The organism is Methylomonas paludis, from assembly GCF_018734325.1.
Lineage (GTDB): Bacteria > Pseudomonadota > Gammaproteobacteria > Methylococcales > Methylomonadaceae > Methylomonas > Methylomonas paludis.
On sequence record NZ_CP073754.1, the window covers coordinates 2265276 to 2278684 of the forward strand.

Below are 13409 nucleotides of genomic sequence, written 5' to 3' on the forward strand. Positions count from 1 at the left end.
TCGTGAGTAACTTGCATTATATGGAAAAACTGCTGGATGGTACTGAGGTGGAGTGGAAACCTTTGGAGCAAGTAGCGAAAATAAAGCATGGCAAAGACTGGAAAGGCTTAGACGCAGGCAATGTTCCAGTCTACGGTTCGGGCGGTATTATGGGATATGTCGGCGCATATTCATATAACAAGCCATCAGTTCTGATACCTCGAAAAGGCTCGATTACAAATATTTTCTATATTGAGTCGCCATTCTGGAATGTTGATACAATTTTCTATACAGAAATTGATAGGTCACTAATTATACCGAAGTTTCTTTATTATTTTATTAAAACAATTGATCTGATGGCTCTAGATACCGGTTCAGGAAGACCGAGCCTGACACAGGCTATATTGAATAAAATCCCTATCCCTATCCCAAGCCCTGAAAACCCAGAAAAATCGCTTGAGATTCAAGCCGAAATCGTCCGCATTTTGGACGCATTCACCGAGCTTACCGCCGAGCTTACCGCCGAACTTACCACCGAGATTACCGCTCGCAAAAAACAATACAACTACTATCGCGACCAATTGTTGAATTTTGAAGAAGGAGACGTGGAGTGGAAGACGTTGGGGGGGATGGCAGAGAATCTTGATTCGATGAGAAAACCTATAACGAGTGGCTTAAGAGAATCTGGCTCTATTCCGTACTATGGTGCATCAGGCATTGTCGATTACGTTAAAGGCTATATTTTCGATGGAGATTTTTTGCTTGTTTCCGAAGACGGCGCAAATTTGGTGGCGCGAAATACCCCAATAGCCTTTAGCATCAGTGGGAAAAGCTGGGTGAACAATCACGCACACGTCCTTAAATTCGAGACATACGCTGAGCGTAGATATGTGGAATATTATTTAAATAGCATTAATTTAACGCCTCATATCTCCGGTGCAGCTCAGCCAAAGCTAAACAAAAAGAATTTAGAAAGCATCAACATTCCGAATCCTTCCCCCGAAGAAAAAGAGCGCATTGTCACCATTTTGGACAAATTCGACGCCCTTACCAACTCCATCAACGAAGGCTTGCCGCGCGAAATTGAATTGCGCCAAAAGCAATACGAGTACTACCGTAATTTGCTGTTGAGTTCCCCCAAGCCCGAAGAGGTAGCGGCATAACATGAGCAAGACGCTAACGGAAATAGCACAGCAACTGAGAGACGCCAATAAAAAGGTGCAGATGATCTATGCCTTTAATGGCATAGGTAAAACCCGCCTGTCGCGGGAATTTAAGCAGTTGATTGCACCAAAAAACGATGATGGTGAAGGTGATCAATCTGAATTGTCGCGCAATAAAATCCTTTATTACAACGCTTTTACTGAAGACCTGTTTTATTGGGACAATGATTTAGAGTTGGATGCCGATCCCAAACTGAAAATTCAGCCTAATTCGTATACGGATTGGTTGCTCACCCTGCTAAAAGATCTGGGTCAAGATGGAAATATTGTTAAGTATTTTCAGCGTTATGCTAATGACAAATTAACACCCCATTTCAGCGAGGATTTTACTGAAGTTGGCTTTTCCCTGGAGCGAGGTGATGATGAACGTTCCGGCTATATCAAAATTTCCAAAGGCGAAGAAAGTAATTTTATCTGGAGTGTTTTTTATACGCTCCTAGATCAAGTTATTACCATTCTCAATGTTGCCGAACCAGGCGAGCGTGAGACAAATCAGTTTGATCAACTGGAATATGTATTTATTGATGACCCGGTCAGCTCACTGGATGAAAATCATTTGATTGAGTTGGCGGTCAATTTGGCTGGCTTGATTAAATCCAGTCAATCCGACCTGAAATTTATTGTCACGACGCATAGTCCGCTGTTTTATAACGTCCTCTTTAATGAGCTTAACGGCAAAACTTGCTATCTGTTAGAGCGCTTTGAAGATGGCACTTTTGCCCTCGTTGAAAAGCAAGGCGACTCGAACAAGAGCTTTTCTTATCACCTGTATTTAAAGCAAACGCTTGAACAAGCGATTGCCAATAATCAGGTGCAAAAATATCACTTCACGCTATTGCGTAACCTGTATGAGAAAACTGCCAGTTTTCTGGGTTACCCGAAATGGTCAGAACTTTTGCCCGATGATAAACAGCTCTATTTAAACCGCATTATTCAGTTCACTAGCCATAGCACATTATCCAATGAAGCCGTTGCCGAGCCAACCCCACAAGAGAAGCAAATGGTTAAGCTGCTGCTGGAGAACTTGATTGATAACTATGGTTTTTGGCAGCAGCTAGAGCAAAATGACAATCGAAACTAAACCAGCTCTACATAGCCAACAAGACTTTGTCGATGTATTACGACATATTCAACAATCGCGTCAGAAGATTTTTGCGCAAATTAACACGACCCTCATCGATTTATACTGGCAAATTGGTCAAATCATTAGCCATAAAGTCAGTACAGAAGCGTGGGGTAAAGGCGTTGTGACTGATTTGGCGGTATTTATCACGCAGCAAAACCCTGAACTAAAAGGCTTTAGCGATAAAAACCTGTGGCGCATGAAGCAGTTTTTTGAAACCTATCAGGCAGATGAAAAACTCTCATCACTGGTGAGAGAATTGCCTTGGACCCACAACACGATTATTTTTTCACGCTGTAAGTCTGCTGAGGAGCGTGAATATTATTTGAATGTATGCATCAAAGAACGATATACATCAAGGGAGCTTGAGCGTCAGATTAATACCTCTCATTTTGAACGCGCCATGCCGGGCAATCAGAAACTCTCAGCAGTGCTGAGAGAATTGCATCCAAACATTAGCAATACATTGAAAGATAACCATGTATTGGAGTTTTTAGGCTTGCCTATGCAACACAAGGAAAGCCATTTACAAAAAGCCTTAATTCGGAATATGAAAAAATTTATTCTAGAATTGGGCAGAGACTTTATTTTTGTAGGCGAAGAATATCGTTTACAAGTAGGCAATCAAGATTTTTTTATTGACTTACTGTTTTTTCATCGTGGCTTGGCGGCATTGGTGGCATTTGAGTTAAAAATTGGCAAATTTAGTCCTGAGCATTTAGGGCAGCTTAATTTTTACCTTGAAGCACTAGACCGCGATGTGAAAAAACCGCATGAAAATCCAAGCATAGGTATTTTGCTATGCCGAGATAAAGATGAAGAGGTAGTGGAATACGCACTATCACGCAACTTATCACCGACGATGGTGGCTCAATATGAATTACAGTTGCCAGATAAAAAACTAATTCAGGCTAAATTGCATGAATTATCTGAAATTGGATATTTTGAATCAAACTAATGAAAGAATATAAAGTCATTGCAGAATCCAACAACTTTATCGTTCTGGATAAATATACCAAGGAATGGAAAGTTAGCGAAAGCTACCAAAGCGAATACGACTTGGAGCGGGAATTTATACGTGATCTGCAAAATCAAGGTTATGAATACCTGCCCGATCTCAACACTCTAAAAAAGATGTTGGCCAACGTACGCGAGCAGTTGCAAGCCCTGAATAACATGCGGTTTTCCGACGGCGAATGGCTGCGTTTTGTGGAGACCTGGCTGGACAGGCCCAGCGATAGCATCATTGATAAAACCCGTAAGATTCATGATGACTATATTCATGATTTTGTGTTTGATGATGGCCATATTCAGAACATCTACCTGTTGGACAAAAAGAACATTGCCCGCAATAAGGTGCAAGTTATCAAGCAGTTTGAGCAAAAGGGTTCGCACGCCAACCGCTACGATGTCACGGTGCTGGTCAATGGCTTGCCTTTGGTGCAGGTTGAACTGAAAAAACGTGGTGTGGCCATTCGCGAGGCCTTTAATCAGGTGCACCGTTACAGCAAAGAGAGTTTTAATAGCGGGCATTCGTTGTTTAAATATTTGCAGCTGTTCGTCATTTCAAACGGTACGGATAGCCGTTATTTTGCCAACACCACTCAGCGCAACAAAAACAGCTTCGATTTCACCATGAACTGGGCAAAATCCGATAATGGCCCGATTAAAGACTTAAAATATTTTACCGCCACTTTCTTTCAGAAAAACACCTTGCTCAGTGTGCTGCTGCATTATTCGGTGTTTGATGTGAGTGATACTTTGCTGGTGATGCGCCCCTATCAAATTGCCGCCACCGAGCGCATCTTGTGGAAAATCAAAAGCACCTATCAAGCTGAAAACTGGAGCAACGTGGAAAGCGGCGGCTTTATCTGGCACACCACCGGCTCTGGTAAAACCCTGACCAGTTTTAAAGCGGCGCGTTTGGCGACTGAGCTGGATTTTATTGACAAGGTGTTTTTCGTGGTGGATCGGAAAGATCTGGATTACCAGACCATGAAGGAATATCAGCGCTTTTCGCCGGATAGTGTCAATGGCTCGGACAGCACTGCCGGGCTTAAACGCAATCTGGATAAAGATGACAATAAAATTATTATCACCACGATCCAAAAGCTCAACAACCTGATGAAAGGTGAAAACGACTTGCCGATTTATAACAAGCAAGTGGTGTTTATTTTTGATGAGGCGCACCGTAGCCAGTTTGGTGAGGCGCAGAAAAACCTGAAGAAAAAGTTTAAAAAGTTTTATCAATTTGGTTTTACCGGCACACCGATATTCCCGCAAAATGCCCTTGGTGCCGATACCACCGTCAGCGTGTTTGGCCGCGAGTTGCATGCTTATGTCATCACCGACGCTATTCGCGATGAAAAGGTATTGAAGTTTAAAGTGGACTACAACGATGTGCGCCCAAAGTTTAAAGCCTTTGAAAGGGAGCAAGACGAGAAAAAACTTAACGCGGCAGAAAACAAGCAAGCCTTGTTGCACCCCGAGCGTATTCGGGAAATTTCGCAATATATCTTGAATAATTTCCGGCAAAAAACCCATCGCCTGCAGGCTGGGGCCAAAGGCTTTAATGCCATGTTTGCCGTGAGCAGTGTGGATGCCGCCAAGCTGTATTATGAGTCTTTGCATAAATTACAAGAAGGCAGTGAGAAGCCATTGAAAGTGGCGACCATATTCTCTTTTGCAGCTAATGAAGAACAGGATGCCGTAGGCGAGATTCAGGATGAAAGCTTTGATGTTTCTGCCATGAACAGCAGTGCCAAAGAGTTTTTAAGCGCGGCTATTGCTGACTATAACACGCTGTTTAAAACCAATTTTAGTGTGGATAGCAATGGCTTTCAAAATTATTACCGCGATCTTGCCAGGCAGGTAAAAGCCAAGGAAATTGACTTGCTGATTGTGGTTGGCATGTTTTTAACCGGCTTTGATGCTCCAACCTTGAATACCTTGTTTGTGGATAAAAACTTGCGTTACCACGGTTTGATGCAGGCCTATTCACGCACCAATCGCATATTTGATGCCACCAAAACCTTTGGTAATATCGTTACCTTCCGTGATTTAGAGCAAGCCACCATTAATGCTATTACCCTGTTTGGCAATAACAATACCAAAAACGTGGTGCTGGAGAAGAGCTATAAGGAATACATGGCAGGCTTTACGGATGTAGTGACCGGCGAAACCCGACGCGGCTTTGTGGAGGTAGTCACGGAGCTGGAACAGCGTTTCCCCAACCCCGATGAGATTGTTAAAGAATCCGACAAAAAAGCCTTCGTGAAACTGTTTGGGGAATATTTGCGCGTGGAAAATGTGCTGCAAAACTACGATGAATTTGCCAGCCTGAAAGCCCTGCAAAGTGTTGATATTAGTGACCAGGAAGCGGTTGAGGCATTCAAAGCCCAACATTATCTAAGCGATGAAGACCTGGCCGCACTGCAAGTCATCAAAATGCCCGCCGAGCGGAAAATTCAGGATTATCGCTCCACCTATAACGACATACGCGACTGGCTACGGCGTGAAAAATCCGCCGCTGAAAAAGAAAAATCCACCATTGATTGGGATGAGGTGGTGTTTGAGGTGGATCTGCTCAAGTCCCAAGAAATCAATTTGGATTATATTCTGGAACTGATTTTTGAAAATAATAAGAAAGTTAAAGATAAAGCGGCGCTGGTTGAAGATGTGCGCCGAGTGATTCGCTCTAGCCTGGGCAACCGCGCCAAAGAGAGCTTGCTGGTTGATTTTATTAATCAAACCGATCTAGATCAGATAGGCGATAAGGCCAGTGTTATTGATGCTTTCTTTATCTTTGCACAAGCGGAACAACAGCGTGAGGCGCAAGAGCTAATTAGCACTGAAAGCCTGAATGCTGAGGCCGCGAGGCGTTATATTAGCACCTCACTAAAACGGGAGTTTGCCAGTGATAATGGCACTGAGCTGAATGCTATTCTGCCTAAAATGAGCCCGTTAAACCCACAGTACCTGACAAAAAAGCAGAGTGTCTTCCAAAAAATAGCCGCTTTTGTGGAGAAGTTTAAAGGTGTCGGTGGACAGGTGTGATCCTGGTCTTATAAGGTATGTGGGCGCGGCGGAACAGGAAGATGCAGGTTTTTTTTCCAAGGCCCGGCAGCTTCTACCCGCTACGCCTGTTATAAGCTACCTAAATGTTGCGAGACATCGTCATGGATTCAATTAATAACCATACTTTCAAGTCTGCTTTGATCGATAAGGATCAGGTATTAATTGACCCCTTAAATTGGGATGCATTGTTCGATAAAGTCAGTGAGCGATCAAAACAAGGACAAACGCCATCAATTGATGATCAAACATCAGGCGAGCCCACTTTGACCCGCGATGAAATTTATGCCGACCGTTTGCATTGACACCAATATTTTGGTGTATAAATTTGAACGATCCAATACTGCAAACAAAAAAGCGCGAACTATAACGTCTATCAAATCTGCCAGGCAACTATGGGCCATTCAAGTCCAAACCGCCCCCAGCTCTACGTCATTCAAAGCCATATGTCGGATACCGTACCGACTGATACGGGTTTTATTACTAGAATTCTCAAAATGCCTTAGTGCTGACTCAAAGCTTGGTTTTTGATCGGTAGCTATATACATTTCGATCACAATTATTTTCCTTGGGGAATTCCATGAACGATCCGGATCACAAAAAACATTGCATGCAATCCTGCATAGAAGCTTGTAGCCATTGCCATCAAGTGTGCTTACAAATTGCTTTGGGTCACTGCCTGAATACCGGCGGTAAACAGTAAGCGCTTAACAAACCCCATCTACCCATAATTAATTGAATTTGGGAAAGTATCGTCACCGTCAATTGATGAGGATACCCGATGAACCAGCCCCTTTCAGAAAATACCCAGCCAACGGATGCTGTAAGTCTAACCGATACGCAGCGCTTTTGGTTTGCCCATGTCGAGCAATGCCTGGCGTCAGGTTTGAGTATTGCCGTGTATGCCCGGCAACACCAATTGGCCGATAAATCTTTATATCACTGGATCAAGCGTAAGCGTGAGTGGCCAAGCCGTGCTGTGCAGACCGGCGCTGGCACAGCGACTTTTCATCCTGTGCAGATGGTACAGCCGGTGACGAGTGGCTCACTTGAACGGCCAACGCTGTGGCTGCGCCTACCCAATGGCATTGAATGTCAATTTCAAGCCATTGATACCGAGCATTGCCTGGCGGTGCTGACCGGGTTGTCGAGGTTGCCAGCATGATGCGGCCCCTTTCCGTCGATTGGGCAGTTTATTTATGCGAACAACCGGTTGATTTCAGGAAGGGCGCTGCCAGTTTGGCGGTCCTGGTGGAAGCGCAGTTGAGTTTAAATCCGTTTGCTGATTGTTTGTATGTGTTTAGAAATCGGTCAGCCACGGCTATCAAGTTGCTGTATTGGGAGCGTAATGGTTTTTGTCTATGGCAGAAGCGTTTGGAGAAAGCACGGTTTTTCTGGCCAAAACCCAGCGAGTCTGGCACGGTGACGTTAAGCGTACAGCAACTGAACTGGTTGTTGGAAGGTTATGATATTAATCGCATGAAGCCGCATCCGGTGCTGGATTATCAGTCGGTTTTATAATCTTTTGCCGGCTTTGAAGCGTCTATTTTCTGAATTTTCAATGGCTTATTATGGCGTAAGTTGCTATAATAAGCCTTATGGAACAAGAGCTTGAATTGCCTTCAGATGTCGACAGCCTGCAGAAAATGCTACGTACGCTGACGCGTGATTATCGGCAATTACAATCAAAACACGATATTCTGCAAGAGCAAATCAATCTCTTGCTACATAAACGCTTTGGCGCCAATAGCGAGAAATACCGGGCAGAGCAAGCGGATATGTTCAATGAGGCGGAAGCCTATGCCGAAGAGTCGGATGAAACGACCGCTGAAACGGCGACGGCCACCTCTGAAGTGGTGGCCGCCACCGAAAATGCATCAGCGCCTATCGCTTCCGCAGCCCAGCCCGGCCAAACTGTACCGGTCAAGCCTGGCCGTAAAGCCCTGCCTGCTGCACTCCCCCGCGTTGAGATCATCCACGACCTACCGGAAGCGCAACGCCGTTGCTCAGCCGGCCATGCGCTAAAAGAAATCGGTACTGAAGTGTCCGAACAACTGGACATCATTCCAGCCAAGGTGCAGGTGTTACGCCATATCCGCATCAAGTATGCCTGCCCTTGCTGTCAGGCCGAGGTGAAAACCGCGCCACTGCCGCCGCAACCGCTGCCTAAAAGCAATGCTTCGCCCGGTTTACTGGCTTATCTGATCACCAGCAAATTCCTGGATGCCTTGCCGTTTTACCGGCAAAGTAAACAGTTTCAGCGTATCGGCGTTGAGCTATCACGCGGCACCCTGTCTTTATGGGCGATTCGTTGCGGCGAGCTGATTCAAGCTTTGTGCAATTTGATGCAGGAACACCTGCATCAGTACCCCATTCTGCAAATGGATGAAACCACGCTACAAGTCTTGAAAGAAGAGGGCAAAGCCGCTAGCAGTCAGTCTTATCTGTGGGTACAGCGCGGTGGCCCACCTGATCAACCAGTCGTGCTGTTTCACTATGCACCCACCCGCAGCCAGGCCGTGGCAGACCAACTGCTACAAGGTTACAGCGGTACGCTGCAAACCGACGGCTACGCCGCTTACCCGACCGTGTGCGCTAAAAACGGCTTGCGCCATGCCGGGTGTTGGGCACACGCCAGACGTAAATTCGATGAAGCCTTAAAAGCCCAAGGCAAAGCTCAGCCTAAAGCCGGCAAAGTCAGTAAGGCCTTAATCATGATCCAGAAACTGTACCGGATTGAGACGCAAATCAAATATCTGTCGGTCGATGAAAAATACCGGATTCGCCAACAGCAGGCCGTGCCGATCCTGCATGAAATCAAAGCTTGGTTGGATATCTCCTTAACCCAAGTGGCCCCCACCAGCTTAACCGGCAAAGCCTTGGGCTATCTGGCTAACCAGTGGTCAACACTCACCGTCTATTGCCAAGATGGGCGGTTAGACATTGATAACAATGCCGTGGAACGCGCCATCCGGCCCTTTGTCATTGGTCGTAATAACTGGCTATTCGCCGATACCATAAAAGGCGCCAAAGCCAGTGCCAATCTCTATAGCCTGATTGAAACCGCCAAACTCAATGGACTGGAGCCGTATCGCTATCTGCATCATATTTTTAAAGAACTGCCCAAGGCTCAGACTCTGGAAGATATTGAATCACTGCTGCCCTGGCAAGTGGATAGGGAGCATATTAACAGCGGATGGAAAAATGGCTAGATGGGGTTTGATAACCGCTTACGGTAAACATGTTGAGGCGGAACATTTTCGACTGATGATGAGCTGTGCCGAAATTTGCCAAGCCTCGGCTAATTTGCAACTGGGTGGCTCTGTTTTTCATCAGCGTGTTTGCGGGGTTTGTGCCGAAATCTGCGAAGCCTGTGCGGTGAGTTGCGAAAAAATTGGCGGTATGGATGAATGCGTGAAGGCGTGCCTAGCTTGCGCCGAGAGTTGTCGGCACATGGCAAGTAACACGCTTGGGCATCATGACGGCTGCGAGAATAAAGCCTGAGAAAAATCTGCCGATTTCAAAAAGAGGGGATTTATTAAATTCCTAAATAACTCTACCCTTGGGCAAAATAGTAAATGGAGCGCAACCATGAAAAATAAGGATAAAGCATCTCATTACGCACATGAGGCTTTTGATAAAATTGCCGGTGCAAGCAGTAAGGCATCCGAGGTACTTTACGATAAAGGCGAGGACTTGAAAATTGCCGAGCAAATATTGAGAAAGCAATGCCGCAGATATGTGCGTGATAATCCGATTACAGCATTGGGTATTGCAGCAACAGCAGGCTTTTTGTTGAGCCAGCTACTTAAAAGTACGTTAAACCGTTAAAAATCATGTATTCGGGTGCGCTGGTAGCCCCATGCAGTTGGTGTACTTAGTTTTATTGCTATAGAGCAAGGTTACAGGCATCGCTGCATGAAAGTGCCGACCCCCTTGCTGGGGGGGGGTTCTCCGTCCCCAGCGAATCGGCTTTTGGTCTATAGGTCATCTATGAGCGAAGCAAGATCTTCGGCATGTTCTTCTTCACTGGCCAGTATCTCTTTGAGCATGATTTGTGTTGTTGAATCATGCTCAGCCAAATAGGCTATCATCTCCCGATAGCTTTCGATGGCGATCCTTTCAGCTATAAGATCTTCCTTGATCATCGATTTGAGCGTATCGCCTTCAATGTACTCGGCGTGGCTACGCTCGCTCAACCCATCTGGAGAATAATTGGGTTCGCCCCCCAATTCGACAATGCGTTTTGCCAGACGGTCCGCATGCAGCATCTCTTCATTGGCGTGGGCCAAAAACTCGGTTTTTACCGGCTCGGAATGTATTCCCTTGGCCATAAAGAAATGACGTTTATAACGTAGAACGCAGACTAACTCGTAAGCGCTCAATTATCCGCGTAATTCACAACCCTTATGGGCCCTGTCAGACTATCCCCACGCTATAAACTTGGGATTTACGATGGCATCAACCGAAAGCAATACCGATCACGAATTCTGGCAACGCCATATCGAGCAATGGCACACCTCCGGGTTATCTCAAGCCAGTTACTGCCGCCAGCAAGCGCTACTTGTCCATCGATTTAGTTATTGGAAGCGCAAGTTCCTGGCAGAGTGCGAACCGATTTCGCCTGATCCAAAAAGCGGCTTTGCCCGAGTGCAAGTAGCGGCACCTGTCGCCACACCTTCCTCGCCGGGCTTGTCCTTGTGCTTTCGGGATGGCATCCGGTTGACCGGGATTACGCAGACTAATCTGGCTTTGATTAAACCCTTGCTTGAGGTATTGCGGTGACTTATATCATGCGCCCCGCCTTGGAACTGACAGAGGTCTATCTTTACCGGCAAGCCATTGATTTTCGCAAATCCCATCGTGGCCTGGCGGCGATTATTGAGTGTGAGCTCGGCCATAATCCGTTTGATGGTGGGCTGTATGCGTTCACCAATCAGCAGCGAACTAAAATCAAATGTTTGTTCTGGGAAAACACGGGCTTTGTCCTTTATTACAAGGCTTTGGTCGAGGATAAGTTCAAGTGGCCGAAGGGTGATGAGGCACTGTTAACGTTAACCGGTCAGCAGTTGAATTGGCTTTTGGATGGCTATGACATTAGCGTCATGAAAGGCCATAAAAACCGGCATTATGAATCTGTTTTTTAAGGGAAATATCAGTATTTACGGAGTGAAATCGCGTATAATATCAGCATGATTTCACCTCACTTTCCTGCCTTAGAACACGATGATTACTCGGCTGTCTTGTTGCCGGGGATGCTCGCTGAATTACTTGAAAAAGCACAACGCGTGGAGTAAGCGCTTAATAAAGCACGTAGTACCCCTATCTGGCAAAATTCTGATTTTTAAAATTCCAGGGCAACAAGGCTTCAATTTTTTCAACCGTATCGGCATAAGGCAGTGCTTTGAGGACTTGGGTTAAATAGGCGTAGGGTTCTATTCCATTAGCTTTAGCCGTTTCAATCAAACTGTAATGGATTGCGCTGGCTTGTGCGCCTTTGGGGCTATCACTGAATAACCATGCTTTGCGACCAATCACAAAGGGACGAATAGCGTTTTCAGCAAGAATATTGCTGATGTTCAATTCCCCATTCGAGCAATACACCATCAGCTTATCCCATTGATTACTGAGGTAAGTCATGGCCTTGCCGGTTAAACCGTCCTTCGGCACTTTGTGTTGATTGTCATCCAGGTACGTTTTCAGTTTTTTCAAAACAGGCAGGCTTCTTTTGCAGCGTTGCTGAAATTTTTCTGCGGCGCTCAGTGTTTTGATCTGCCGCTCTATCATATAGAGTGTATTGATTAAACCCAGGATGTGATCCGCTTTGCTCGCCTTATACGGTTTACCTTTCTTCGGTTTGGGTTGCGCATCTTGAGCCTCTTTAAATTTGCGGCGCACATGATCCCAACAACCTAGTTGGGTAATGTTGTTAATAAGGCACGCGGCATTGTAGCCAGCAAAGCCATCGGTTTGCAGATAACCCTGAAAACCATCAAGCAGGCGCAACGGCACGTCCTGGCTGCGGGACGGATCGTATTCAAACAACACGCTAGGTTGTCCAGGCGGACCGCCCAGTGTCACCCACATGAATTTATCCGAGGTCGCCGGTCGCCCCGGTTCTTTGAGGACCTGCACCCGTGTTTCGTCGGCCATGATGAGGTTGCCGGCCTGTTGATGATCCCGGAGGAGATTAATCAAAGGTTGCAAGGGTCTGGCCAGCGCGATGACCCAGTTGGCTAGCGTGGCCCTTGAGAGTTCGCCGCCATAACGGGCTAAGATGTTTTCAAGTCGATAAAGCGGTAAGCCATCGCAGTATTTATAGATGAGTACAGAGCACATCAGGTCAATGCTACCCATTGCACCCGGAACAGGATGCTTGGGCAGAACGGCAGCTATAATCCGGCGTTGCATCTCATCTTGACTCGGTTCCAGAAACACGGCTTTTTCTTGCATGTATTCTAAAACCCGTACTTGTGCGGGGATAATGTCCAGTTCTTCTTTGACTTTAGTAAAGAAGGTCGTAATGGCACCGGCTTTTTCTTCATCGCTCAGCTTGATAAAGATTTGCTCGCGGGGTAAGTTGTCGGCAAACGGTTTACGTCCCGGTTTTTGCTTAGTTTGACCGGCCTCAGGGGATTCGGACGCAATGCCGGACGCAATCGCCTCGACTTCGTCGACCGCTTCATCCGTTGCGGTTTCAAAATCCACCGTGGCTTCAATTTCAGCATCATCAAATAACGAGATTTGCCCCGACTGTTCACTCGAAGGTGCAAAGCGTTTGACTTTGGATAACCGTAGCGCTTCTTCGAGTAACTCAATCCGTTGTTTGAGCGAGGCAATGACTTCGGATTTAAGTTCAACGGTTTGCGTTAACTCATCCACGCGTTGTGCTTTTTCAAGTAATTCAGCGAGCATCCCCGGCAACAAGACAGCCGAGTAATCATCGTGTTCTAAGGCAGGAAAGTGAGGTGAAATCATGCTGATATTATACGCGATTTCACTCCGTAAAT

General features: G+C 46.0%; 14 protein-coding genes. 12 read left to right on the forward strand and 2 right to left on the reverse strand.

Annotated features, from left to right (window positions below; translation table 11 throughout):
- Positions 1–2: 2 nt before the first annotated feature.
- The 10 genes from KEF85_RS10185 (at position 3) to KEF85_RS10230 (ending at position 10230) form a co-directional block, all read left to right on the forward strand.
- Entirely contained in the window at positions 3–1142 is a 1140-nt protein-coding gene (locus tag KEF85_RS10185) for a restriction endonuclease subunit S (protein ID WP_215580156.1), read from the forward strand.
- Position 1143: 1 nt separating this feature from the next.
- Complete coding sequence (locus KEF85_RS10190) at positions 1144–2283, forward strand: ATP-binding protein (RefSeq protein ID WP_215580158.1); 1140 nt, start codon at positions 1144–1146, stop codon at positions 2281–2283.
- A complete protein-coding gene (locus KEF85_RS10195; RefSeq protein WP_215580160.1) occupies positions 2267–3283 on the forward strand; it encodes a PDDEXK nuclease domain-containing protein in 1017 nt (338 codons plus the stop codon). Before KEF85_RS10190 ends, KEF85_RS10195 begins: the two co-directional genes overlap by 17 nt.
- Entirely contained in the window at positions 3283–6381 is a 3099-nt protein-coding gene (locus KEF85_RS10200; RefSeq protein ID WP_215580162.1) for a type I restriction endonuclease subunit R, read from the forward strand. The genes KEF85_RS10195 and KEF85_RS10200 overlap by 1 nt, the downstream gene beginning before the upstream one ends.
- A gap of 122 nt (positions 6382–6503) precedes the next feature.
- Positions 6504–6704, forward strand: coding sequence for a hypothetical protein (locus tag KEF85_RS10205; protein WP_215580165.1), 201 nt, complete (start codon positions 6504–6506; stop codon positions 6702–6704).
- Between the two features lie 476 nt (positions 6705–7180).
- Positions 7181–7564, forward strand: a complete 384-nt coding sequence (gene tnpA, locus KEF85_RS10210) for an IS66 family insertion sequence element accessory protein TnpA (RefSeq protein ID WP_215579380.1) — start codon at positions 7181–7183, stop codon at positions 7562–7564.
- The gene (tnpB, locus tag KEF85_RS10215; protein ID WP_215579383.1) at positions 7561–7920 is read left to right on the forward strand and encodes an IS66 family insertion sequence element accessory protein TnpB; all 360 of its coding nucleotides are present in this window, start codon (positions 7561–7563) and stop codon (positions 7918–7920) included. The genes tnpA (KEF85_RS10210) and tnpB (KEF85_RS10215) overlap by 4 nt, the downstream gene beginning before the upstream one ends.
- Before the next feature lie 77 nt (positions 7921–7997).
- The gene (gene tnpC / locus KEF85_RS10220; RefSeq protein ID WP_215579386.1) at positions 7998–9611 is read left to right on the forward strand and encodes an IS66 family transposase; all 1614 of its coding nucleotides are present in this window, start codon (positions 7998–8000) and stop codon (positions 9609–9611) included.
- Positions 9604–9903, forward strand: a complete 300-nt coding sequence (locus KEF85_RS10225; RefSeq protein ID WP_246534858.1) for a four-helix bundle copper-binding protein — start codon at positions 9604–9606, stop codon at positions 9901–9903. The genes tnpC (KEF85_RS10220) and KEF85_RS10225 overlap by 8 nt, the downstream gene beginning before the upstream one ends.
- An 87-nt stretch (positions 9904–9990) precedes the next feature.
- Entirely contained in the window at positions 9991–10230 is a 240-nt protein-coding gene (locus KEF85_RS10230; RefSeq protein ID WP_215580167.1) for a DUF883 domain-containing protein, read from the forward strand.
- A gap of 149 nt (positions 10231–10379) precedes the next feature.
- Here KEF85_RS10230 and KEF85_RS10235 read toward each other — a convergent pair whose 3' ends face one another.
- The gene (locus tag KEF85_RS10235; RefSeq protein WP_281413630.1) at positions 10380–10784 is read right to left on the reverse strand and encodes a ferritin-like domain-containing protein; all 405 of its coding nucleotides are present in this window, start codon (positions 10782–10784) and stop codon (positions 10380–10382) included.
- 70 nt (positions 10785–10854) lie between these two features.
- Between KEF85_RS10235 and tnpA (KEF85_RS10240) the strand changes: the two genes are divergently transcribed.
- Both tnpA (KEF85_RS10240) and tnpB (KEF85_RS10245) read left to right on the forward strand, forming a co-directional pair.
- Positions 10855–11184 (forward strand): IS66 family insertion sequence element accessory protein TnpA, encoded by a 330-nt coding sequence (tnpA, locus tag KEF85_RS10240; protein ID WP_215579477.1) that lies wholly within the window; start codon positions 10855–10857, stop codon positions 11182–11184.
- Between the two features lie 8 nt (positions 11185–11192).
- Complete coding sequence (gene tnpB, locus KEF85_RS10245) at positions 11193–11546, forward strand: IS66 family insertion sequence element accessory protein TnpB (protein ID WP_215579475.1); 354 nt, start codon at positions 11193–11195, stop codon at positions 11544–11546.
- A 175-nt stretch (positions 11547–11721) separates the two neighbouring features.
- On the opposite strand, the gene tnpC (KEF85_RS10250) is transcribed toward tnpB (KEF85_RS10245), so the two are convergent.
- On the reverse strand, positions 11722–13377 hold the full coding sequence (gene tnpC, locus KEF85_RS10250; RefSeq protein ID WP_215580179.1) for an IS66 family transposase: 1656 nt from the start codon (positions 13375–13377) through the stop codon (positions 11722–11724).
- Between the last annotated feature and the right edge of the window lie 32 nt (positions 13378–13409).

Excerpts from the sequence above, each read along its gene's own strand:
- KEF85_RS10200 (WP_215580162.1), top strand. The coding sequence starts at position 3,283 with ATGAAAGAATATAAAGTCATTGCAGAATCCAACAACTTTATCGTTCTG.
- tnpB (WP_215579475.1), top strand. The coding sequence starts at position 11,193 with ATGCGCCCCGCCTTGGAACTGACAGAGGTCTATCTTTACCGGCAAGCC.
- KEF85_RS10205 (WP_215580165.1), top strand. The coding sequence starts at position 6,504 with ATGGATTCAATTAATAACCATACTTTCAAGTCTGCTTTGATCGATAAG.
- KEF85_RS10195 (WP_215580160.1), top strand. The coding sequence starts at position 2,267 with ATGACAATCGAAACTAAACCAGCTCTACATAGCCAACAAGACTTTGTC.
- tnpC (WP_215580179.1), bottom strand. The coding sequence starts at position 13,377 with ATGATTTCACCTCACTTTCCTGCCTTAGAACACGATGATTACTCGGCT.
- tnpA (WP_215579380.1), top strand. The coding sequence starts at position 7,181 with ATGAACCAGCCCCTTTCAGAAAATACCCAGCCAACGGATGCTGTAAGT.
- tnpA (WP_215579477.1), top strand. The coding sequence starts at position 10,855 with ATGGCATCAACCGAAAGCAATACCGATCACGAATTCTGGCAACGCCAT.
- tnpC (WP_215579386.1), top strand. The coding sequence starts at position 7,998 with ATGGAACAAGAGCTTGAATTGCCTTCAGATGTCGACAGCCTGCAGAAA.
- tnpB (WP_215579383.1), top strand. The coding sequence starts at position 7,561 with ATGATGCGGCCCCTTTCCGTCGATTGGGCAGTTTATTTATGCGAACAA.
- KEF85_RS10190 (WP_215580158.1), top strand. The coding sequence starts at position 1,144 with ATGAGCAAGACGCTAACGGAAATAGCACAGCAACTGAGAGACGCCAAT.
- KEF85_RS10230 (WP_215580167.1), top strand. The coding sequence starts at position 9,991 with ATGAAAAATAAGGATAAAGCATCTCATTACGCACATGAGGCTTTTGAT.
- KEF85_RS10225 (WP_246534858.1), top strand. The coding sequence starts at position 9,604 with ATGGCTAGATGGGGTTTGATAACCGCTTACGGTAAACATGTTGAGGCG.